The sequence below is a fragment of the Bordetella petrii genome (genome assembly GCF_000067205.1).
In the GTDB taxonomy this organism is placed as follows: domain Bacteria; phylum Pseudomonadota; class Gammaproteobacteria; order Burkholderiales; family Burkholderiaceae_B; genus Bordetella_A; species Bordetella_A petrii.
Genome location: NC_010170.1, coordinates 3,290,920 through 3,312,976, shown reverse-complemented (window position 1 = coordinate 3,312,976; position 22,057 = coordinate 3,290,920). Strand labels below are relative to the sequence as shown.

The window sequence follows — 22,057 nt, the reverse complement described above, 5'->3', positions numbered from 1 at the left end:
ATGGCTACAGGTCGGTGCGCAGCGCCCAGATTTCCGGAAACAGTACGACATCCAGCATCTTGCGCAGATAGGCCACGCCGGAGGTGCCGCCGGTGCCGCGCTTGAAGCCGATGATGCGCTCCACCGTCGTCACGTGGCGAAAGCGCCACAGCCGGAAGGCGTCTTCCAGGTCGGTGAGCTTCTCGCCGAGCTGATACAGGTCCCAGTAGCGCTCTGGCTGGCGGTACACCTGCAGCCAGGCCGCCTCGACGGCCGGATCAGCCTGGTAGGGCAGGGTCCAGTCGCGCTCCAGGTGGCTGGCCGGCACGTCCAGGCCGTTGCGCGCCAGCAGGCGCAGCGACTCGTCGTACAGCGAGGGCGCCTGGAAGGCGGCCTGCACTTCGGCCAGCAGTTCGGCGCGGTGCGCGTGCGGCCGCAGCATGGCGGCGTTCTTGTTGCCCAGCAGAAACTCGATCTGGCGGTACTGGTAGCTCTGGAAGCCGCTTGAGCGCGCCAGGTACGGGCGCAGCGCCGAATACTCGGGCGGCGTCATGGTAGCCAGCACGTCCCAGGCGTGCACCAGTTGTTCCATGATCTTGCTGACGCGCGCCAGCATCTTGAAGGCCGGCGGCAGCCGGTCCTGCGCCACGTTGGCGATGGCGGCGCGCAGCTCGTGCAGCATCAGCTTCATCCAGAGCTCGCTGGTCTGGTGCTGCACGATGAACAGCATTTCGTTGTGTTCGGGCGACAGCGGATGCTGCGCGCCCAGCAGCTCATCCAGGTGCAGATAGTCGCCGTAGGTCATGTCGCTGGCGTAGTCCAGCTGCGCCTGTTCGTCGCGGACGATGTCTTCGGGGCGGTGTGAGGTATTCATCGACAGTCTTGCCTGATGGCGGGCCGCCGCGGCAGCGAACGGCCCTATTTGGGCGGATCAGCCCAGTTCGCGCAGGATGGCGCGCACCGGGCTGGCATCGGCCTGGGCCAGCGCCAGCGGCAGGGCGATCAGTTCATAGTCGCCTTCGGCGACGTCATCGAGCAGCAGGTTTTCCAATACGCGCATGTCGCGCCGCAGGATGACGTGGTGGCTGTCCAGGGTCTTGCTGGATGCGGGGTCGATGCTGGGCGTATCCAGCCCGATCAGCACGACGCCGCGTTCGGCCAGCCATTCGATGGTGTGCGGCGCGTAGGCGCTGAAGTCGTCGGTCCACCAGTCCAGCGCGGCGTGCTCGGCGGTGCGCACCAGCACGCGCGGGGGCAGCCCGTCGGCCGCGTGCCGCAGGTGTTCGGGCAGAATCAGCGGGCCACAGTCCAGGGCGTGAATGACGCGGCATGGGCCCAGGAACGGTTCGAGCGGCACCGCCCCGATGGCGGGGGCGCCGTTGCTATAGTGCAGCGGCGCATCGGCGTGCGCGCCAATATGAGGCGACAGGCGGATTTCGCTGACATTGACCGGGCAATCCGGCGTCAGCGACCACTTCCAGTGCTGCTGGTATGGCGTGTCGCCCGGAAACACTGGCGAGGCGGCCGATACTGGCGGAGAAATATCCCACAGGCGCTTCATCGATGGGGCGGTCGGGCGGCGGTTGGTCGGTTCAGGCTTCCAGTCTAACGAAATTGCGCGCGGTTCGCTGCCGGGCGGCGGCTACAGCAACCCCAGTTCGGCCATGGACACCACGGTGTCGCCCGCCACGATCAAGTGATCCAGCAGCCGGATTTCCACCAGCGCCAGCGCCTGTTGCATGTGGCGGGTGAAATCGCGGTCGGCCTGGCTGGGTTGGGCCGAGCCCGACGGGTGATTGTGGGCCAGGATCAGGGCGGCCGCATGGTGGCGCAGGGCCTCGCGCACGACTTCGCGCGGATACACCGAGGCGCGCGCCAGGGTGCCGCGGGCCAGCTCGCCGCTGGTGATGAGGTTGAGCTGGCTGTCCAGGTACAGGGCCAGGCAGTGCTCGACGGCGCAATTCGCCAGTGCTGTCTTGAAGTAGCGCTTGACACTGCCCGGCTCGGACATGGCTTGCTGCCGCATCAGCCGCTCTTCGGCGGCGCGGCGCGCCAGCTCCAGAATGGCCGCCAGCGTGCCCGCTTTTGCCGCCCCTAGTCCGGGCAGCGACATCAGTTCCTGGGGCGAGGCCGCGAACAGGCCGCGCAGGCCGCCGTAGCGGTGCAGCAGCTGGCTGCCCATGTCGATGGCGGTGCGGCCCCGCGTGCCGGTGCGCAGGGCCAGGGCCAGCAGCTCGGCATCGCGCAGCGATGCCGGGCCGTGGCGCAGCAGGCGTTCGCGCGGGCGTTCATGGGGCGGCAGGTCAGCGGGCAGCGGCATCGGGGCGGGGGCGGAAATGGCGGGCTATCAACGATGCCGCAGGCCGGTTTCCAGCGGCCCGCCTGTGAACCGTTTTGTCTATATGTAGATGTACGCCGGCCCGGGTCCGGGCGCGCTCGCGGCGGCGCCGGCCAAGACGTTCTAAAATCAGGTTCTACCGCCACTTTTTCCACGGTGATCCATCTTGAGCAGCACCGCCGCCGAACAGGCCGCCACTCCCATCCGCGCCGATTCCTACCTTACCCTGCACTATCGCATCGTGCTGGCCTCCGGCCCCGGGCAAGGCTCGGTCTTCGCCGACACCTTCGACGGCCGCCCCGCCACGTTGCAGCTGGGGCTGGGCCAATGGGCGCCCGGCCTCGAGGCCGCGCTGCTGGGCCACACCGAAGGCGAGCATTTCAGCGTCGCCCTCGAACCCGCCCAGGCCTACGGCGACCGCAACCCCGATCTCGTCCAGAAAATCACCCGCGCCATGCTGGCCGAGCACGCCGGCGCCGACGCCACCTTCGAACCCGGCGACCTGGTCGAATTCACCGCGCCCAACGGGGCCCGTTATTCGGGCGTGCTGAAGCAGCTCGAACCCGACTGGGCGCTGTTCGATTTCAATCATCCGCTGGCGGGCACGAGCCTGCGCGTCGACGTCCACATCCTGGGGGTGCTGTAATGGTTCGCCCGGTCACCGCCGCCGATGCCGAAGTCGTGCTGGCCCAGCCGCGCGGCTTCTGTGCCGGCGTCGACCGGGCCATCGACATCGTCGAACGCGCCCTCGAACTGCACGGCGCGCCCATCTACGTGCGCCACGAAATCGTCCATAACCGCTACGTGGTCGAAGACCTGCGCGGCAAGGGCGCCATCTTCATCGACGAACTCGACCAGGCGCCGTCCGGCGCCATCGTGGTGTTCTCGGCGCACGGCGTGTCCAAGGCGGTGCGCCAGGAAGCCGAAGCGCGCGGCTTGCAAGTCTTCGATGCCACTTGCCCGCTCGTCACCAAGGTGCACATCGAAGTCGCGCGCATGCGCGCCGCCGGCCGCGAAATCATCATGATCGGCCACAAGGGCCACCCGGAAGTCGAAGGCACGCTGGGCCAGGCCCAGGGTGGCATGTATCTGGTCGAAACCGTCGACGACGTCGCCAGCCTGCAAGTGGCCGACCCGTCCAACCTGGCCTTCGTCACCCAGACCACGCTGTCGGTCGACGACGCCGCCGCCGTCTCGGCGGCGTTGCGCGCGCGTTTCCCCGGCATCGTCGAACCCAAGAAAAGCGACATCTGCTACGCCACGCAAAACCGCCAGGACGCGGTCAAGGTGCTGGCCCCCGATTGCGACCTGGTGCTGGTGGTGGGCAGCCCCAACAGTTCCAATTCCAACCGCCTGCGTGAAGTCGCCGAGCGCATCGGCACCGATGCTCACCTGGTCGACGGCGCCGACGCCATCGACCCGGCCTGGCTGGTCGGCCGCCAGCGTATCGGCATCACGGCCGGCGCGTCGGCGCCCGAAATCCTGGTCGAGCAGGTCGTGCAGCGCTTGAAAGAACTCGGCGCCGTGTCGGTTCGCACCATGCCCGGCCTCGAAGAAAGCGTGGCGTTCCCCCTGCCCAAGGGCTTGTCGCGCAAGTCCGCGCCCGACGCCGACGCGGCGCGCTAGTCGCGATCGGGCGCGCCGCCATTCCCCAAGGAGACCTCATGCAGTTGTACAGCTACTTCCGCAGTTCGGCCGCCTATCGCGTGCGCATTGCCCTGAATCTCAAGGGCATATCCTACGAATACCTGGGGGTGCACCTGCTGAAAGACGGCGGGCAGCAGCTGTCCGATTCCTATCGCGCGCTTAATCCTGCCGCGCTGGTACCCACCCTGATCGATGGCGACGTCACTATCGGGCAGTCGCTGGCCATCATCGAATATCTCGACGAAACCCATCCGCAACCGCCACTGCTGCCGGCCGATCCCGCCGGCCGCGCGCGCGTGCGCGCCATCGCCCAGGCCATCGCCTGCGATACCCATCCGCTGAACAACCTGCGCGTGCTCAAGTACCTGAAGCGCACGCTGCAGGTCAGCGACGACGCCAAGAACGAGTGGTACCGCCACTGGGTCCAGCTGGGCCTGTCCGCGGTCGAGTCCATGCTGGCCAATTCGCCCGCCACCGGCCGCTACTGCCATGGCGACACGCCCACCCTGGCCGACCTCTGCCTGGTGCCGCAGGTCTACAACGCCCGTCGCTTCGACTGCGATCTTTCCGCCATGCCCACGCTGGCACGTATCGATGCGGCTTGCCGCGAACTGCCGGCCTTCGACCTGGCCGAACCCGACAAGCAACCCGACGCGGAATAGAGCAATAGGGCAAGGGGGGGCAACAGGACGATACGGCGCGTCGCAGCCTCGCTTAGCCAGGGCCGGGCGGGTAGCCAGGCCCGGCGTGGCTGGCCGCAGGCTTGACCCGCCAACCCAGGCCGTTCTCCAGCCGTTCCACGCGTTCCGGATACTGCAGGGCAATTTTCGCGGCCGCCAGCCGCATGCGCATCGATTCCGGCGCGCGTTGCACTTCGTCGTCCGATCGTGCGCGCGCGGCGCCGGCGTGCGCCATGACGGTAGAAAAATTCCAGGCCATGCTGTGCTCTCCCGCGCCAGCGCCTACGGGTATATGTCCGGCGCCTGGCCAGCATGCCTTGCCGGCTGGCCAATGCTTTAGCACTTTGTGCTGTCCGGGCCGTTTTCCGCGGAGTCTGTTGCGTGGCGCCCGCGTTGCCGCGCGCTCAGCGTCCCGCGCGCCCAAGGAACCTGCAACTTATTGCCGGCAGAACCTCAGGATCGCCTGCGCGACAAGCCGTGGTGCTTCGCGCTGCGGAAAGTGGCCGATGCCATCGAGCACCTGCCGTTCGTAGTCACCCTTGAAAAATGCCTCCCGGCCCTTGGAACTGTCGGGATGGTTGCAGGTATCGGCGCCGCCATGCAGCACCAGTGTCGGCACCGACAGCGTCGGCGCCGGATTCAGGCGCGCCTCATCCTCGGCATAGGCTGGGTCGCCCTCGGCGTAGCCCCAGCGATGGCGATAGGAATGCAACACGATCTCGGCCCAGTCCTCGCCCTGGAATGCCTGCGCCGCCTCGTGGAAGTCGGCGTCGTCATACCAGCCCGGCGGCGCCCATGTATCCCACATCATGCGGGCGAACGCCTCGCGTTCCTCGCGCACCACTCGCGCGCCGCGTGGCGTGGCCATATACCAGTGGTACCAGTAGTTGCGCGCCTGCGGCAACGTCAGTGCCTGGTTCGGGTCGTTGGTGCCGTAACCCACTGACAGCATCACCAGGTGCGAGGCCACGCCATTGCGCAGGCCGCACGCATTCGCGGCGGCGCGCGCGCCCCAGTCGTGGCCGATCAGTGCAGGGCGTTCCACGCCGAGCGCGTCGATGAACTCGAGCAGATCGCGCCCCAACGCGGACAGCTGCCCGCTGCGGGGCAGGGCGGCGCTGCGCAAGCGCGTGGGCGCAAAGCCGCGCAGCGCCGGGGCAAGCACCCGGTAGCCGGACTCGGCCAGGACAGGAGCCACCGTTTTCCAGCACTCGGGGCTGTCCGGCCAACCGTGCAGCAGGATGGCTGTCTTGCCGCCCCGCGGGTTCCATTCAAGGTAGGCGATGTCGAGCCGTTCGGTTGCGGCAAAAAGATAGCGGCGCATACGCTGGCCTCTTAGTAAGTAAAGATGCTCTAGCGTAGCTGGACGACTCTATTCAATTAAAGAATAATCGAGCCATATTGATGATTTTTCGTGTTGAATGGGTTATGGATGATTACTCCGCCGCCGATGGCCCGCCGCTAGATACCGTGCTGCTGCGCACCTTCCTCGAAATCGTGGACAGCGGCAGCTTTGCTACCGCCGCCGAGCGACTGGCCTTGACGCCATCTGCTGTTAGCGGGCACATGCGGCGGCTGGAACAGCTCGTCGGCGCCAGCCTGCTGGCGCGCACCACGCGCCGCCTGGAACTCACCCAGGCCGGCGACACCCTGTACGCCTACGGCCGCAACATTCTCGACCTCGAGCGCGAGGCGCGCGCCAAGCTGCGGGGCACGCCGTTGCGCGGACGGCTGCGCATTGGCGCCTCGGAAGACTTTGCCGGCGCCTGGTTGCCCCAGGTGCTGCAGCGCTTCCGGCAATCGCATCCCGCCGCCACGGTCGAACTGAAGGTCGGCATTACCGCCGACCTGCTGCGCCAACAAGAGCGCGGTCATCTGGATCTGGTCTTTGGCAAGCAATGCAGCCGCGTCGAGCGCAGCGGTACGCTGCTATGGAACGAACCCCTGGTGTGGGCTTATGCGGCGGATCGGCTCCTGGTGGCAGGCGAGCCCCTGCCGCTGGCCGTCTTTCCCGAGCCTTGCGTCTATCGAGAGTCGGCCGTCGCGGCACTGGGCCGCACCGATCGCGCCTGGCGTATCGTTTTCGAAAGCAGCAGCATGGCCGGGTGCCTTGCGGCGGCCCGCGCGGGCTTTGCCGTCACGGTTGTTGCCGACAGCCAGCGCGGCGCGGGCTTGCGCGTGCTGGATGGCGAAGACGGGCTGCCCGAACTGCCGGCGGCGCGCTTCTACGCGTTTGCCGGCAATGAAAACCCGGTTAGCGCGGCCCTGATCGAAGCCGCCAGGCGCGCTGGCCAGAGCCGTTTCGCTGTGCGTGGGTTTCGCGGCTGAAGCCGAAAAAATGCCCGCAAACGAAATCGTCCGCAAACAAAAAAACCGCCACATGGGCGGTTTCTTTTTTCTTTAGCTTTGGCTCCCCGAGCTGGGCTCGAACCAGCGACCTGCGGATTAACAGTCCGTCGCTCTACCGACTGAGCTATCGGGGATCTGCTAAAGAAGCGAGATTATGACGCATCTTTTTTTCTTGTGCAAGTCGGCCTCAGAATTTTTTGTCTGGCAGTGGGTGCCTCGCTGCTACATGCGTGCGGTAGGAAACTCTGATATTATCTCGGTCTTTCGTCGCGGCGCGTTCAGGCGCGCGGCGTCAGTGCCAGGCACGCTTAGGCCATCAGCCATAAGCATGTCTGCGCAAGCCGGCATAGCTCAGTTGGTAGAGCAGCGCATTCGTAATGCGAAGGTCGGGGGTTCGACTCCTCTTGCCGGCACCAGAATCTTTCTTGTAAAGGCCAGCCTTCGGGCTGGCCTTTATCTTTTGTCGTTACCGTGCCCGCAACGCCGGGCTCTCATGGGCGGCGGTCCGTTCCCGGCACGTGCTTCGTATCAGTTGCCGCAACCAGCGATGCGCGGGCTCTGCGTCCAGGCGCGGGTGCCACATCAGTGAAATCGTGATCACCTGAACCGGCACCGGCAGCTCGAACATCTGGAAGCCGGCTTCATGCCTGCCCGCAACACGAGCGGGCAGGTACGACGCCGGAAGCAGCGCGATCAGGTCCGATGCCACGGCCACCGCCAGCGCGGCTGGAAAACCGGGCACGATGCAGGCCACGTTGCGGGCCAGGCCAATATCGGCCAGCGCCTCGTCGACCGGCCCGCGTGAGCTCCCGCCGCGCGAGGTCGCCACATGTCCGTACGAAACGTAATCCCTGGCTGTGATCGCCGGCAGGGACAACAGCGGATGGCCGGCCCTGACCACGCCCACGTAACGGTCGCGAAACAGCGCCTGCAAGCGGATCTCCGGCCCCATGTCGGCGACCACGCCGATTTCCAGGTCGACCAGCCCTTCGCGCAGATAGCGGGAATGCTTGTCTATTTTGGGCGCGAAGCGCAGGCATACGCGCGGCGCGATGTCGGCCACGGCGGCAATGAGTGTCGGGCCGAACGCTTCGACGAAGCCTTCGTTGGCCCGAATGGTGAAGACCCGTTCCAGGGTCGCCAGTTCCAGTTCGGAAACCGCGGGCTGCAATAGCGCGCGGGTTTCAAGCACCGCATTACGGGTGCGCTCGCGAATCGCCTGCGCATGCGGCGTCAGCACCATGCGGCGGCCTGCCCGCACCAGCAGGGGGTCGCCGGTGACTTCGCGTAGCCGCCCTAGCGTGCGGCTCATGGCCGATGTGCTCAGGCCGGCGCGGCGCGCCGCGCCGGCCACGCTGCCTTCGGCCAGCAGCATGTCGAGCATTGTCAGCAGGTTGAAATCCGGGTCGGCCATGCCATGAAACCAAGATAAGGCGTCTTGTGCAACATATGAGTGCAATCGGTGCGTCTTCCGCCTTGTTGTTGCCGTGATTATATTTTTTTGACGGGTTAAACAACAGCAAGGTGAAATTTCATGGAATTGTTTACAGACCGCCAGGGCGACGACGGTTTACCGGGGCGCGAGCGCGCCGCCGTCATGGCTGCCCTGATGACGGCAACCGTCATGGTGGTGTTCGACGGGTCGGTGATCAATATCGCATTGCCGAAAATGTCCGGCGCCTTGCAAGTGCCTGCGGCCGTGGCGGTCTGGTTCGCCAATGCTTATTTGCTGTCGGTGGCCATGACCCTGGCCATTTTCGCGGCGCTGTCCCGCCGGCTGGGGTTCCGGCGCGTGTTCCTGTCAGGGCTGGCGCTGTTCACCCTGGCGTCGGCCGGCTGCGCGCTGGCGCCCAATGCCGGCGCGTTGATCGCGATGCGAGTGCTGCAGGGCCTGGGCGGCGCGGCCGTGGTCAGCATCGGGCCGGCCATCCTGCGGTCGGCGTTTCCCAGCCGCCTGCTGGGGCGCATCCTGGGCCTGAACGCGTTGCTCATCGCCGCCAGCACCGCCATTGCTCCCATTGTCGGCGGCACGCTGCTCGACGCCTGGGGCTGGCGATGGCTGTTCGCGCTGAACATCGTTCCGGGCGCGATGGCGCTGGCGATAGCCATGCGGGCCATTCCAGCGGGGCCGGCCGCCGCGCGTGAAACCTTCGATACTCTCGGAGCGGTATTGTCCGCGGCGCTGGTGGGCGCGCTGGTCATGGCCGCTACCCATGCCGCCATGCCGGACGGGCGCTGGTATGCCTTGGCCGCGCTGCTGGCGGGCGCGGGATTCATCTGGCGCATGCGGCGCGCCAGCCAGCCGCTGCTGCCGCCCGTCATCTTTGCGTCGGCCCGGTTTACGCTGGCGGCGCTGACGTCGATGGCCTCGTTCGTCGGGCAGGGCATGACGTTCGTCGCGTTGCCATTCCTGTTCCAGAACATCTACGGATACAACGCGTTTGAAACGGCGCTGTTGTTCACGCCATGGCCGGTCGGCATCGTGCTGGCGGCTCCTCATGCCGGGCGGCTTGCGGACCGGTATTCGCCCGCCCTGATCTCCACCGTCGGCCTGTTCCTGCTGACCGCCGGCCTGGTGTCGCTCGCCTTCCTGCCGGAGCAGCCCCAGGTATGGCAGATAGGCATGCGCTGCTTGCTGTGCGGGATCGGCTTCGGCTGCTTCCAGAGTCCCAACAACCGTGAAATGCTGTCGAATGTCTCGCGCGAAAACAGCGGCTATGCCTCGGGGGTGCTGGCCATCATGCGCACGTTGGGGCAATGCCTGGGTACGGCGTTGGTGGGCCTGTTGCTGGCCGTGTATGCGCGAGGCGATGCCATCGTGCACGAGCGGCAGGCGGTGCAGATGAGCCTGTGGATCGCGGTGGCGGTCACCGCGCTTGCGGTCGGGCTCAGCCTGAGCCGGCTGCGCGGCGCTCCTTACCGGGTGCCCCAGTCTTGAGCCGGGCCGGCGCGGCATGCATGCGGCGTCGGCGGTCTACGCGCGGTCCAGGAACAGCGTCACCAGTATCGAACAGTCTTGCAGGGCCTTCACGTCATGCTGCACGCCCGGCGCCAGGTACACCAGCGTGCCGGGTTCCAGCGTCTGCGTCGTGCCGTGGGCGCCCAGCTCGGCCACGCCTTCCAGGCATTGCAGCGTGATGGCGCTGGCGTCGATGCCGTGCGGAGGCAGCGTTTGCCCCGCCGGCAGCGTCAGACGCAGTATTTCCAGCTGGTCGGATCGCACTAGCGCCCGCGAAGGCGTATCCTTCAGGGCCGGCCCCAGGGGCCTGATGTCGATGAGCTCGCCCGAACGGGCATGATGCAGCGCCATAAGGTTTCCTTGGTCAGAATCGCGGCGGCGGCCTGGCCGCCCGCCGCAGCCAATATTACGCCTGACCGCCGCGTTCGCCAGCGGCTTCTTGTATGCAGAATGCTTCCGTCCCAGACAGCGGCGCCGACCGGCGCATCGGCGTGGTCGTGCTGACCGGCTTCCTGGGCAGCGGCAAGACCACGCTGCTGAACCGGCTGGTGCAAGACCCGGCCTATGCCGACGCCGCCGTTGTCGTCAATGAGTTCGGCGCCGTGGGCGTGGACCATCATCTGCTGCGGTACGCCGACGCCCGCATCGCGCTGCTCGAAGGCGGTTGCATCTGCTGTACGGTCAATGGAGGGCTGGTCGACACGCTGCGCGATTTGTTCATGCTGGCGCTGCGCCGGCAGATCAAGCCGTTTCGCCGCGTCCTGGTCGAAACCACGGGCCTGGCCACGCCCGCCGCCATCCTGTTCACCTTGCGCCACGAACATTTCCTGGCGGAGCGCTATGTGCACCACGGCACCATCACCGTCGTGGATGCCAGCCACGTGGTGACGCAATTGCCTGCCCAGCCGGAAGCGGCGCAGCAGGTCGCGCAGGCCGATCTCATCGTATGCGCCAAATCCGATCTCGTGACGGCCGGCGCATTGGCTCAGGCGCTGGACGCGGTGGCGCAGGTCAACCCAGGCGCCACGGTGTGCGTGCAGCGCCAGGATGCGCCGCTCGATCGCCGGCTGCTATTGCGCGAGCCCCTGCCGGCCCGCGTGGCGGGCGCAGGCTGGGGCAGTTGGCTGGGCGCGCGCGGGGGGCTTTCTGCGGGCGGGCGCCACGGGGGCGTGCGGCAAGTGGTGGTCGATCTGCCCGCGCCCATCAGCCGCGGCGCCTTCCTGGCCGGCATGGCGCGCGTGCAAGAGGCTCATCACCAGGGTCTGCTGCGCATCAAGGGGCTGGTGCAGTTCCAGGGCGAAGACGCGCCATGCGCGTTGCATGGCGTGCATCGCGACCTGTACCCGCCCGAGCGGCTGGCGGCCTGGCCCGACGGCGAAGGGCAATCGCGTCTGGTGTTCATCGTGCGTGGCCCGGATCCCGCTGTCGTGGCCGCGGCGGTGCGCCATGCCCTGCGCCAGCCCGCCTGAGCTTGCCCGCCGGGGTCGGCGGCTGGCGGGAAATACGGTATAAAACATGCACGGCGCGCGATACGCGCCGCCATACAACAAGAAGGGGACTATGGATCGCCTGAAAGCCATGCAGGTGTTCGTCGAAGTCGTCGACCGCGGCAGCCTGTCGGCCGCGGCGCAACGGCTGGACATGTCCCGCGCGATGGTGTCGCGCTATCTTGCCGAACTCGAAGAATGGGTGGGCGTGCGCCTGTTGCATCGCACCACGCGGCGCCTGAGCCTGACTCCGGCAGGCGCGGAAACGCTGCCGCGCTGCCGCCGCATGCTTGACCTGGTGGGCGAAATGCATGAATCGGTAGCCACGCCCGATACCGAGCCGCGCGGCGAGTTGCGCATGACGGTCAGTCTGTCATTCGGCGCCGCCCAGCTTGGCTGCGCCGTGGCCGATTTCGTGGTCCGCTATCCCGGCACGTCAATCGACCTGCAACTTATCGACCGCACGGTCAACCTGGTGCAAGAGCGTGTTGACCTGGCGGTGCGCATTACCAACGAGCTCGACCCGAATCTCATTGCACGCAAGCTGGCGCCCTGCCGGTCGGTCGTATGCGCCGCGCCGTCCTACTTGCAGGCGTACGGCTCGCCTTCCCGGCCAGAAGACCTGGCCAAGCACAACTGCCTGACGCACTCGCACTACGGCAAGAGCCTGTGGCGCTTCCGGCGTGACAACGCCTGGGTGGACGTGCCGGTCAGCGGCAATATCACCGCCAACGATGCCCTGCTGCTGGCGCGGGCAGCCGCGCAAGGCAGCGGCATTGCCTTGTTGCCCTCTTATCTGGCGGGGCCCGAGCTGGCCGCCGGACGGCTGACCGCGCTGTTGCAGGCGACGCCGCCCGAAGAGCTGGGTATCTATGGGGTGTACGTGTCGCGGCGCCAGATGCCGCTGATCTTGCGGACCATGCTGGATTTCCTGGCCGAGCGTTTCGGCCCGGCTCCCTGGGACGCCTGGTCGCGGCAATGATCCGGCCCGCGCGGCGGCCCGGTGCTTTGTCCCCTGGGGTTTAGCGGGTATAATCCGCTGACTGTCTTCATGAAGACCAACATCGCTCCAGCCAGTGCAGCCTACGCAGGCAGCCATGGTGCCAGCGGCACAATGTGCCACACCAGCAGGCAGGGGCGCGGGCAACACCGCAGCGGGTATCGCCGCGGCGGGTTTCCCGGCAGCGGGGGTCGCTACAGCGGCTTCAGGGCTTGCCGAGGGGTTGCCGTGCGAAGTTGGCAGGCCGCCTGTGCGCCGGCCGTTCGTGAAGGCAGCATGGTCGTCCCATACGTCTAAGAATCGTCGGCGCAGCGTTGCCGCAAAGCCAGCTTGGCTCTTTTCCGGCTTGGTGCGGTTGCTGCTTCGGGGCAAGGGGTATCCTGCGTCTCCGTCCTATGTCCCGATGCCGGGCGGTTCAGGTTCATTTTTAAGCAAATGCCGCTACGGCGGCGCTGCGCACTGATACGCGCGGCATTGTGCGAGTCCCACGCGCCAGCATCATGGCGCATGCCGCACGGCGCCGCGCCTGCAGGAAAACCGTGAACGCTATGCAAGCCCGTGTTGCCGCATGGACCTTCCCGCTTATCGGGCAGGCCGGGGCGTGCCGCGCGCATGCTATGGCGGCAGACGGAGCTTCGGGTGTTTTGGGTGTGTCGAGCGGCGCCGGCGGCGCCCAGCAAAAAGGCCCGGCAATGCGCCAGGCCTTCGGATATTGGTTGCGGGGGCAGGATTTGAACCTACGACCTTCGGGTTATGAGCCCGACGAGCTGCCAGACTGCTCCACCCCGCGTCTGAGAAGAAAGATCGTATCCTTTTTTCAGAATTAACGCAAATTGACCCCTTTTTACAGACAGAAAATCGATGAACGATAGCGAGGCAACATGCGTGCTGGAAACCGCGCTGCTATGCGCGAGCCAGCCGATGCAACTGGCCGAGATGCGTAAGCTGTTCGGCGATGATGCGGAGTTCGACAACGACAAGCTGCGCACGCTGCTGCAAGACCTGCAAGGCCACTGGGCCGACCGGGGCATGGATCTGGTGCAGCTGGCTTCCGGCTGGCGCTTCCAGAGCCGGCCACAGATGCAGCGCTATCTCGAGCGCCTGAATCCGGAAAAACCTCCTAAATATTCGCGGGCCGTCATGGAAACGCTGGCTATCGTGGCCTGGCGCCAACCCGTGACGCGCGGCGACATCGAAGACATCCGCGGCGTGACGGTGTCGTCCCAGATCGTCAAGACACTCGAAGACCGTGGCTGGATCGAAACCATCGGTCACCGCGACGCGCCTGGCCGGCCGGCCCTGTTCGGCACCACGCGCCAGTTCCTCGACGACCTGGGGCTGCGCGCGCTCGACGAACTGCCGCCGCTCGATACCGCGCAGGCTGCGGCTGCCCTGGAAGGCCTGGATCTGGGCGGTTCCGAAGTCACCCTGACGCCCGACGGCGGCGTCAACGGCACTGATGCCGCCGCAGAAGCAGGCGTCTCAGTAGAAGCGAATGCTGCCGCAGAAACAGAAGCGGCAGAAGAAGCCGCAATACAAGAAGCCGTCGTAGAAGAGGCCGTCGCAGCACCGGATGCCGCTGCAGTGGAAGGCGTTGCCGCAGAAGCGGACGCCGTCGCGGTCGCGGAAGACCCGGCGCCCGTGGCCCAGACCGGCGATCTGCCGGCCGAGCCCGACATGCCGCCGCCTGCGCCCGACCACATCCCCCAACCGGGGGCGCAACCTGAAGTTGAACCGGTGGCGCCCGAACCTGAAATTACGCCGGCCGATCCCCAGCCCGAGATCGAGCCGCCCACTCCGGAACCCGAGGTCGAGCCCCGGCTGCCCGACCCTGATGTCGAGCCGCCCGCGCCCGAAGTTCCGCCTACCCCTGATGAAGACCAGCCTGCCAAGGGCGGCTTGTCGCAAGCTTGAAATCTGGAGCTGTCTCCGTGACAACGAATACAAAGATGCAAGAAGAAGAATTTCCTGTTCCCGAGGTCGCGGTTCGCGCCTCCGAGGCCGCGCCGGCGGCCGATGAAGCCGCCGGCGCGGCGCCCGCCGCGCAAGCCGCCGCGGGCGAGGGCGCCGAACCTGGCAATGGCCGCGGCCGAGGCCGCAAGCTGCGCACCCCGTTTCGCCGGCGGCGCGGCGATGCCGCCGCCGGTTCCGCCGGTTCGGGCGAGGCGGCCGCGGGCGAATCCGCCGCGCCGGCCGCCGAGCCGGCCGATGCGCGCGGCGCCGAGCGGGAGGCCGAGCAGGCGCTCTCCTACCTGGACCAGGCCGCCCGCAGCGAGCAGCGCCTGGGCAAGTACCTGAACAGCGACGCGGCCATGCCCAAGCTGCATAAGGTGCTGGCCGATGCCGGCATCGGCTCGCGCCGCGAAATGGAAGAATTGATCACTGCCGGGCGCGTGTCAGTTAACGGCGAGCCGGCCCATATCGGGCAGCGCGTCGCGCCGTCCGACCAGGTGCGTGTCAACGGCAAGCCGGTCGCCCGCCCCAACACCAAGAAGCCTCCGCGCGTCATCCTGTACCACAAACCGGCTGGCGAGATCGTCAGCCACGACGACCCGGGCGGCCGGGCCAGCGTATTCGCCCGCCTGCCCAAGCTGCGCACCGGCAAGTGGCTGTCGGTGGGGCGCCTGGATCTCAATACCGAAGGCCTGCTGATCTTCACCACCTCGGGCGACATGGCCAACCGCATCATGCACCCTCGCTACGGCACCGAGCGTGAATACGCGGTGCGCGTGCTCGGTGAAATGGACGACGCCACCCGCAAGTCGCTGGTAGAGGGCATCGAGCTCGAAGACGGGCAGGCCGCCTTCGGCGCGCTCGATTATCTGGGCGGCGATGGCAGCAACCGCTGGTATCGCGTTACCTTGCAAGAAGGCCGCAACCGCGAAGTGCGCCGCATGTTCGAATCGGTGGGCGTTACCGTCAGCCGGCTCATCCGCACCCGTTTCGGCGACCTGGTGTTGCCGCGCACGCTGCGTCGCGGCCGTTGGGAAGAGCTCGACTCGTCCCTGGTTACCGCGCTGATGGTGCAGCTTGGCTTGCTGCGCGACGACGACGATGCCGACGGCGGACGCAATGCCCGCCAGCCCCGCTCTCACGATAGCGCGTTGCCGCCGGGCTTTGGCACCATGGATCGCAATGGCATGAACGGCGCGCGCATCGGCCGTCGTGGCAAGCTGCAGGGTGGCGGCCCGGGCAGCGCGGGGCATGTGGCTTCTTCTCCGTCCGATCCGTTCGGCACCGGACTGATGTTCGCGGGCGGTTACGCCAACGGCCACCCGCTGGGCAAGGATGCCGGGCGAGGCAAGGGCGGCGGCAAGCCCGGTGGTAAAAGCGGTGGCAAGCCGGGCGGGTTCAAGGCCGCTGGCGCCAAGGCCGGGGGCGCCAAGCCGGGTGGCGCCAAGCCAGCCAAGAATGCCAAGGCGCGCCGTCCCAAGCCCGGGGTTGCGGGCGGGGCCGCGGCAGGCACACCCGGCACGCCGGGCACGGGCGCGCCGCGCAAGGCAGGCTCCGGCCGGCCGGGTAAACCAGGCGTTCCCGGCGCACCAGGCGGCGCGCGTGGCGGCCAGGCGGCACGTTCCGGCCCCAAATCCCAGGGCGGCAAGTCGCGCTCCCAGCGCAGCGGTCCGCGCGGCGACGACTGGCAGCCAAAGAGCGCTTCGGCCCACGAGTCCCGCCTGGGATTCCTCGGTGGCGGCAGGGGGCGCGGCGGCCGCTGAGCGGCGGCGCTGGCATGCGCGCCGCGCCGGCGTGGCGCCCTGGCCGTAAACCCGCGACGTATCAGGCAATTTTCCCGGTTATCTGGTAAAATTGTTGGTTTTCATGGCGCGGGTGTTCGCGCGTGGGCAGGCCAATGCAGGGCGTTGGTGGCGCATGCGGGTGGCACATGGGTAAACATGCGGGTAATTTCGCACGCGCCAGGTGCCGCGGGGCAGGGCGGTTGGCAGGTTGCCAGCCGCAGGGTTCCCAGTGGCAATCCCAGGGTCCGGCCTTGCCGGGCGGGAACACAAGGTCGCAATATTTGGGCTCGGGCCCGGTGTTGAGCTTCCAGGCGGGCCACCCTCCTGAAGCCCTTCCCGGGGGCCGGGCAATACGGTGGGCTGGGTTTGCAGCCCATTTTTTTTGAGTGTATGGCTGATTTATACGCATTGACCCAACAGGCGCTTGCCGGCATGGACGTCGAACTGGTCGACGTCGAACGTGCCGCGCTGGGTTTGCTGCGCGTCACCATCGACAAGGCCGGCGGCGTGCGCATCGAAGACTGCGAACAGGTATCGCGGCAGTTGTCGCGCGTCTACGAAGTCGAGAATATCGACTACAAGCGGCTCGAAGTCGGTTCGCCGGGCGTCGATCGCCCGTTGCGCACCGAGGCCGAGCTGCGCCGTTTCGCGGGCGAGCGCATCGAAATCAAGCTGCGGCAGCCGCTGGACGGCCGCAAGGTTTTCTCGGGCATCCTGTCCGCTCCGGCCAACGATGGCGCGGCGGCCGATGCGCAACCGGCCGTGTTCGGTCTCGAATTTGAGGCAAAGAAGGACGACATCCAGGTGTTGAACTTCACGCTCGGCGATGTCGAGCGTGCCAAACTGGATCCCGTTCTGGATTTCAAGGGCAAAAAGCGATGAGTCGCGAAATTCTTCTGTTGGTCGATGCCTTGGCGCGCGAAAAGAATGTCACGCGCGAAGTGGTTTTCGGGGCGCTCGAAAGCGCGCTGGCTTCCGCCATGAAAAAGCGTTTCAAGGAAGACGCTGAAATCCGTGTTGCCATCGATCGCGAAACCGGCAGCCATGAAGGCTTCCGCCGGTGGCTGGTGGTGCCCGACGAGGCAGGCCTGCAAGAGCCCGACAAGCAAGAAATGCTGTCCGATGCGCTCGAGCTGGTGCCCAATATCCAGGTTGGCGAATACATCGAAGAACCCCTTGAGCCCATCGAGTTCGGCCGCATTGGCGCCCAGGCCGCCAAGCAGGCCATCTTGCAGAAAATCCGCGACGCCGAGCGCGAGCAGGTCCTGAACGACTTCCTCGATCGTGGCGAGACCATCATCTCGGGCACGATCAAGCGCATGGACAAGGGCGACATCATCGTCGAAACCGGCAAGATCGAAGCCCGGCTGCCGCGTTCCGAAATGATCCCGAAGGAAAACTTCCGGGTCGGCGACCGCCTGCGTGCGTTCGTGCTGCGCGTCGACCATGCCGCGCGGGGCCAGCAGGTCATCCTGTCGCGCACCTCGCCCGAATTCATCCGCCAGCTGTTCGAAAACGAAGTGCCCGAAATCGAGCAGGGGCTGCTCGAAATCAAGGCTGCCGCCCGCGACCCGGGCGTGCGCGCCAAGATTGCCGTGGTTGCCTACGACAAGCGCATCGATCCCATCGGCACCTGCGTGGGCATGCGCGGTTCCCGCGTCACGGCCGTGCGCAACGAGCTGGGCGGCGAGCAAGTCGACATCGTGCTGTGGTCCGAGGACCCGGCCCAGTTCGTCATCGGCGCGCTGGCGCCGGCCAATGTCGAGTCGATCGTGGTCGACGAAGACAAGCACGCCATGGACGTGGTGGTCGACGAAGAAAACCTGCCCAAGGCCATCGGCGCCAAGGGCCAGAACGTGCGCCTGGCTTCCGAGCTTACCGGCTGGCAGATCAACATCATGACGCCGGAAGAAAGCCTCAGCCGCCAGGAAACCGAACGCGCCGGCCTGCGCGCGGCGTTCATGAGCAAGCTCGACGTCGATGAAGAAGTCGCCGACATCCTCATCGATGAAGGGTTCACCGGCATCGAAGAAATCGCCTACGTGCCCATGCAGGAACTGCTGGAAATCGAGGCTTTCGACGAAGACACCATCAACGAGCTGCGCGCTCGCGCCCGCAATGCGCTCCTGACCGAGGCCATCGCCCAGGAAGAGCGCCTTGAAACGGCGCAAGACCTGCTCGAACTCGAAGGCATGACGCCGGAGCTGGCCGCCAAGCTGGCCGAACGGCAAGTGCTCACGCGCGACGATCTGGCCGAGCTGGCCACCGACGAGCTTGCGGAAATTTCCGGACTCGACGAACAACAGGCCAGCGAACTGATCATGCGTGCCCGGGCCCACTGGTTCGATGAAGAATGACCAGGCGGATGCCGAACCCGGTGGGCTCACGGCAGGCGCCGCTTGTCCACCGTTGTTGTAATCGCTGCATATAGAGGGAAGATAGCCTAATGTCGAGTAATACTGTCGCCCAGTTCGCCACCGAGCTGAAAATGCCAGCCAACGTGCTGCTCGAGCAGCTGCGTTCGGCCGGTGTTGACCTCAACTCGGTGGACGACGCGGTTACCGACAGCGACAAGGCGAAGCTGCTCGACTCGCTGCGCCGCGCCCATGGCGCGACCGAGGGCAAGAAGATCACCTTGACGCGTCGCCAGACCTCCGAAATCCGCCAGGCCGATGCCACCGGCCGTTCGCGCACTATCCAGGTCGAAGTCCGCAAGAAGCGCGTGTTCGTCAAGCGCGACCCGTCCGAGATCGCCCTCGAGCAGGCACGCGCCGATGCCGCCGCGTCCGACGCCGCGCCGGCCGAACCCGCGCCCGCCGCCGCCGAGCCGTCCGCGAGCGCACCGGTGACCGCGCCTGTTAACGCGCCCGCCGCCGACGCGCCTCAGGCGCCGGCCACGGCCGCGCCCGACACGGCTGCGCCGGCCGCCGAGACGCCGTCCCAGCCGCCGGCCGTCGAGCCGCAGCCCGCTCCCGTGGCCCAGGCCGAGCCTGAACCCCAACCTGAACCGGTGGCCAAGCCGGCAGAAGCGCCCGCCGAGCCGGCCGCGCCTGCCGCAGTCGAAGCCCACGCCGAGCGCGAGGCCGAACAGGCCCCGCCGGAACCTGCTGTGCAAGCTGAAATCGAAACTGCTCCCGCGCCCGCCGCCGAGTCCGCCCAGGCGGCCCGTCCCGAGCCCGTTACTCCCAAGGCCGAGCCCGCGCCCGCCGCCTCCAAACCGGCCCGCGCCGAAGGGCGCCGCGGCGCGCCCGTCCCGGTCGCCGCGCCCGCGGTCGACTCCGCCGGCCGCGAAGAAGCGCGCCGCGCCGCCGAAGCCGAAGCCGCCGCGCTGCGCGAAATGCTCAATCGTCCGCGCAAGGTGCTGCGCGCGCCCGAACCCGAGGCTGGCGCCTTGTCGGGCACGTTGCACAAGCCGGCCGGCAAGGCCGCCGCGCCTGGCGCCAAGAAAGACGCCAAGCCGGGGGCGGGCGGGTCCAAGAAAACCATCAAGACCGCCGAAGTCGCCTCCACCTGGAGCGACGACGCCTCGCGCAAGAAGCCGGCCGATACCAAGTCGGCGGCGCCCAGCCGCGACGGCTGGCGTGCCGGCGGCAAGGGCGGCAAGGGTGGGCGCAACAGCCGCAACCAGCAGGCCGAACGCCGCCACGAGCCCGCGCCGCAAGAATTCATCGCGCGCGAAGTGCACGTGCCCGAAACCATCAGCGTGGCCGACCTGGCCCACAAGATGTCCGTCAAGGCCGCTGAAGTCATCAAGCAACTGATGAAACTGGGCCAGATGGTCACCATCAACCAGGTGCTGGACCAGGAAACCGCCATGATCGTGGTCGAGGAACTGGGCCACGTGGCCATCGCCGCCAAGCTCGACGACCCGGAAGCCTTCCTGGACGAAACCCCGGTGGCCAGCGAGGCCGAAGCGCTGCCGCGCGCGCCGGTGGTTACCGTCATGGGCCACGTCGACCACGGCAAGACCTCGCTGCTTGACTACATCCGCCGCGCCAAGGTCGCGTCGGGCGAAGCCGGCGGCATCACGCAGCACATTGGCGCCTACCACGTCGAAACCGCGCGTGGCGTGGTCACCTTCCTCGACACCCCGGGCCACGAGGCGTTTACCGCCATGCGTGCCCGCGGCGCCAAGGCCACCGACATCGTCATCCTGGTGGTGGCGGCCGACGACGGCGTCATGCCGCAAACGCGCGAAGCCATCCACCATGCCAAGGCGGGCGGCGTGCCGCTGGTTGTGGCGGTCAACAAGATCGACAAGCCCGAGGCCAACCCCGAGCGCGTCAAACAGGAACTCGTGGCCGAAGAAGTCGTGCCTGAAGAGTATGGCGGCGACGTGCCGTTCGTGCCGGTGTCCGCCAAGACCGGCGCCGGCATCGACGACCTGCTCGAAAACGTGCTGCTGCAGGCCGAGATCCTCGAACTGACAGCGCCCGTCGAGGCCCCGGCCAAGGGCCTGGTCATCGAAGCCCGTCTCGACAAGGGGCGCGGCCCCGTCGCCACCATCCTGGTGCAAAGCGGCACGCTCAAGCGCGGCGACGTGGTGCTGGCCGGCGCCAGCTTTGGCCGCGTGCGCGCCATGGTCGACGAAAACGGCAAGCAGATCCAGGAAGCCGGCCCGTCCATTCCGGTCGAAATCCAGGGCCTCACCGAAGTGCCCGCCGCCGGCGACGAACTCATCGCCCTGGCCGACGAACGCAAGGCGCGCGAAATCGCGCTGTTCCGCCAAGGCAAGTTCCGCGACGTCAAGCTGGCCCGCCAGCAGGCCGCCAAGCTCGAATCCATGTTCGACAACCTGGGCGAAGGCACGCAAACGCTGCCGCTTATCGTCAAGACCGACGTGCAGGGTTCGCAGGAAGCCCTGGTGGCTTCCCTTACCAAGCTGTCCACCGACGAAGTGCGGGTACAGGTGGTGCATGCGGCCGTGGGCGGTATTTCCGAAAGCGACATCAACCTGGCCATTGCCTCGAATGCGGTCGTCATCGGCTTCAACGTGCGCGCCGAGCAAAGCGCCAAGAAGCTGGCCGAGTCCAACGGCATCGACGTGCGCTACTACAACATCATCTACGACGCCGTAGACGAAGTGAAGGCAGCCATGTCGGGCATGCTGGCGCCCGAGAAAAAAGAAGAGGTCATCGGCCTGGTCGAGGTGCGCGAGGTCTATTCCATCTCGCGTATTGGCAACGTGGCCGGCTGCATGGTGCTCGACGGCCTGGTGCGCCGCGATTCGCAAATCCGCCTGCTGCGCAACAACGTCGTTCACTGGACCGGCCATCTCGATTCGCTGCGCCGCTTCAAGGACGACGTCAAGGAAGTCAAGTCGGGCTTCGATTGCGGCCTGACGCTGCGCGGCAGCAACGACATCCAGGTTGGCGACCAGCTCGAAGTCTTCGAAATCAAGGAGATCGCCCGCACCCTGTAAGGGCGCGACGCATCCCGGATTTTTCATGAGCCGTCACAAGTCCAAATCCATCCCCGGCCGCAACCTGCGGCTGGCCGACCAGATCCAGAAGGATCTGGCCGGCCTCATCCAGCGCGAGCTCGACATGTCCCGCGCCGGATTGATCACCTTGTCCGGAGTGGAGCTGTCGGCCGACTACGCGCACGCGAAGGTGTACTTCACGGTGTTGGGCGCCGAGCCCGACGCCGCCGCCGCGTTGCTCAACGAAAAGGCCGGCTGGCTGCATTCCCAGCTGTACAAGTTGCTGCACATCCATACCGTGCCCACGCTGCGCTTCGTGCACGATGCACAGATCGCGCGCGGCATCGAAATGTCGGCCCTCATCGATCGCGCCAACCGGCCTGGCCCCGCGGCGGACGAGCCCGACGAACCTGACGAGCCCGAAGACCGACGCTGACCGGCTGTCGTCTCTGCTGCAAA

20 protein-coding genes and 3 tRNA genes are annotated in these 22,057 nt (G+C 66.9%); 14 read left to right on the top strand and 9 right to left on the bottom strand.

Features of this window, described 5'->3' with window-relative positions:
• Positions 1 to 4 precede the first annotated feature (4 nt).
• The 3 genes from kynA to radC form a co-directional block, all read right to left on the bottom strand.
• Positions 5 to 853 (bottom strand): tryptophan 2,3-dioxygenase, encoded by an 849-nt coding sequence (gene kynA / locus BPET_RS15985; protein ID WP_012250055.1) that lies wholly within the window; start codon positions 851 to 853, stop codon positions 5 to 7.
• Between the two features lie 57 nt (positions 854 to 910).
• Positions 911 to 1,540 carry an arylformamidase gene (kynB, locus tag BPET_RS15980; protein WP_012250054.1) on the bottom strand — a complete coding sequence of 210 codons (630 nt, stop codon included), beginning with the start codon at positions 1,538 to 1,540 and terminating at the stop codon, positions 911 to 913.
• A gap of 81 nt (positions 1,541 to 1,621) precedes the next feature.
• Complete coding sequence (gene radC / locus BPET_RS15975; RefSeq protein ID WP_012250053.1) at positions 1,622 to 2,299, bottom strand: RadC family protein; 678 nt, start codon at positions 2,297 to 2,299, stop codon at positions 1,622 to 1,624.
• A 184-nt stretch (positions 2,300 to 2,483) separates the two neighbouring features.
• Between radC and BPET_RS15970 the strand changes: the two genes are divergently transcribed.
• From BPET_RS15970 to maiA, 3 genes are read left to right on the top strand one after another with little or no spacing between them, the layout of a single operon-like run.
• Positions 2,484 to 2,963 carry an FKBP-type peptidyl-prolyl cis-trans isomerase gene (locus BPET_RS15970; RefSeq protein WP_012250052.1) on the top strand — a complete coding sequence of 160 codons (480 nt, stop codon included), beginning with the start codon at positions 2,484 to 2,486 and terminating at the stop codon, positions 2,961 to 2,963.
• Complete coding sequence (ispH, locus tag BPET_RS15965; RefSeq protein WP_012250051.1) at positions 2,963 to 3,943, top strand: 4-hydroxy-3-methylbut-2-enyl diphosphate reductase; 981 nt, start codon at positions 2,963 to 2,965, stop codon at positions 3,941 to 3,943. The genes BPET_RS15970 and ispH overlap by 1 nt, the downstream gene beginning before the upstream one ends.
• Positions 3,944 to 3,981: 38 nt before the next feature.
• Entirely contained in the window at positions 3,982 to 4,626 is a 645-nt protein-coding gene (gene maiA / locus BPET_RS15960; RefSeq protein WP_012250050.1) for a maleylacetoacetate isomerase, read from the top strand.
• 52 nt (positions 4,627 to 4,678) lie between these two features.
• Here the strand turns inward: maiA and BPET_RS15955 are convergent, their stop codons facing one another.
• A complete protein-coding gene (locus BPET_RS15955; RefSeq protein ID WP_041862983.1) occupies positions 4,679 to 4,903 on the bottom strand; it encodes a hypothetical protein in 225 nt (74 codons plus the stop codon).
• Positions 4,904 to 5,080: 177 nt separating this feature from the next.
• A complete protein-coding gene (locus BPET_RS15950) occupies positions 5,081 to 5,968 on the bottom strand; it encodes an alpha/beta fold hydrolase (protein WP_012250048.1) in 888 nt (295 codons plus the stop codon).
• A 104-nt stretch (positions 5,969 to 6,072) separates the two neighbouring features.
• On the opposite strand from BPET_RS15950, the gene BPET_RS15945 reads away from it, so the two are divergent.
• On the top strand, positions 6,073 to 6,972 hold the full coding sequence (locus BPET_RS15945; protein ID WP_050978252.1) for a LysR substrate-binding domain-containing protein: 900 nt from the start codon (positions 6,073 to 6,075) through the stop codon (positions 6,970 to 6,972).
• Between the two features lie 79 nt (positions 6,973 to 7,051).
• On the opposite strand, the gene BPET_RS15940 is transcribed toward BPET_RS15945, so the two are convergent.
• Positions 7,052 to 7,127, bottom strand: a tRNA-Asn gene (locus BPET_RS15940).
• A gap of 206 nt (positions 7,128 to 7,333) precedes the next feature.
• Between BPET_RS15940 and BPET_RS15935 the strand changes: the two genes are divergently transcribed.
• Positions 7,334 to 7,409, top strand: a tRNA-Thr gene (locus BPET_RS15935).
• Between the two features lie 50 nt (positions 7,410 to 7,459).
• Here the strand turns inward: BPET_RS15935 and BPET_RS15930 are convergent.
• Positions 7,460 to 8,407, bottom strand: coding sequence for a LysR family transcriptional regulator (locus BPET_RS15930; protein ID WP_012250046.1), 948 nt, complete (start codon positions 8,405 to 8,407; stop codon positions 7,460 to 7,462).
• Between the two features lie 120 nt (positions 8,408 to 8,527).
• Here BPET_RS15930 and BPET_RS15925 point away from each other — a divergent pair, with 120 nt between their 5' ends.
• Entirely contained in the window at positions 8,528 to 9,931 is a 1,404-nt protein-coding gene (locus BPET_RS15925) for an MFS transporter (protein ID WP_012250045.1), read from the top strand.
• A gap of 36 nt (positions 9,932 to 9,967) precedes the next feature.
• On the opposite strand, the gene BPET_RS15920 is transcribed toward BPET_RS15925, so the two are convergent.
• Positions 9,968 to 10,303, bottom strand: a complete 336-nt coding sequence (locus BPET_RS15920; RefSeq protein WP_012250044.1) for a cupin domain-containing protein — start codon at positions 10,301 to 10,303, stop codon at positions 9,968 to 9,970.
• 92 nt (positions 10,304 to 10,395) lie between these two features.
• Between BPET_RS15920 and BPET_RS15915 the strand changes: the two genes are divergently transcribed.
• Both BPET_RS15915 and BPET_RS15910 read left to right on the top strand, forming a co-directional pair.
• Positions 10,396 to 11,421 (top strand): CobW family GTP-binding protein, encoded by a 1,026-nt coding sequence (locus BPET_RS15915; RefSeq protein ID WP_012250043.1) that lies wholly within the window; start codon positions 10,396 to 10,398, stop codon positions 11,419 to 11,421.
• 91 nt (positions 11,422 to 11,512) lie between these two features.
• Positions 11,513 to 12,421, top strand: coding sequence for a LysR family transcriptional regulator (locus BPET_RS15910; RefSeq protein ID WP_085970218.1), 909 nt, complete (start codon positions 11,513 to 11,515; stop codon positions 12,419 to 12,421).
• A 731-nt stretch (positions 12,422 to 13,152) separates the two neighbouring features.
• Here the strand turns inward: BPET_RS15910 and BPET_RS15905 are convergent.
• Positions 13,153 to 13,229, bottom strand: a tRNA-Met gene (locus BPET_RS15905).
• A gap of 71 nt (positions 13,230 to 13,300) precedes the next feature.
• On the opposite strand from BPET_RS15905, the gene scpB reads away from it, so the two are divergent.
• The 6 genes from scpB to rbfA all read left to right on the top strand — a co-directional run bounded on the left by scpB (position 13,301) and on the right by rbfA (position 22,034).
• A complete protein-coding gene (gene scpB, locus BPET_RS15900) occupies positions 13,301 to 14,353 on the top strand; it encodes an SMC-Scp complex subunit ScpB (protein WP_012250041.1) in 1,053 nt (350 codons plus the stop codon).
• Between the two features lie 35 nt (positions 14,354 to 14,388).
• Positions 14,389 to 16,155, top strand: a complete 1,767-nt coding sequence (gene rluB / locus BPET_RS15895; protein ID WP_012250040.1) for a 23S rRNA pseudouridine(2605) synthase RluB — start codon at positions 14,389 to 14,391, stop codon at positions 16,153 to 16,155.
• Between the two features lie 411 nt (positions 16,156 to 16,566).
• Positions 16,567 to 17,058, top strand: coding sequence for a ribosome maturation factor RimP (gene rimP / locus BPET_RS15890; protein WP_012250039.1), 492 nt, complete (start codon positions 16,567 to 16,569; stop codon positions 17,056 to 17,058).
• A complete protein-coding gene (gene nusA / locus BPET_RS15885) occupies positions 17,055 to 18,533 on the top strand; it encodes a transcription termination factor NusA (protein ID WP_012250038.1) in 1,479 nt (492 codons plus the stop codon). Before rimP ends, nusA begins: the two co-directional genes overlap by 4 nt.
• An 89-nt stretch (positions 18,534 to 18,622) precedes the next feature.
• Positions 18,623 to 21,598, top strand: a complete 2,976-nt coding sequence (gene infB, locus BPET_RS15880; RefSeq protein WP_012250037.1) for a translation initiation factor IF-2 — start codon at positions 18,623 to 18,625, stop codon at positions 21,596 to 21,598.
• Between the two features lie 25 nt (positions 21,599 to 21,623).
• The gene (gene rbfA / locus BPET_RS15875) at positions 21,624 to 22,034 is read left to right on the top strand and encodes a 30S ribosome-binding factor RbfA (protein ID WP_012250036.1); all 411 of its coding nucleotides are present in this window, start codon (positions 21,624 to 21,626) and stop codon (positions 22,032 to 22,034) included.
• The last annotated feature ends 23 nt before the right edge of the window (positions 22,035 to 22,057 follow it).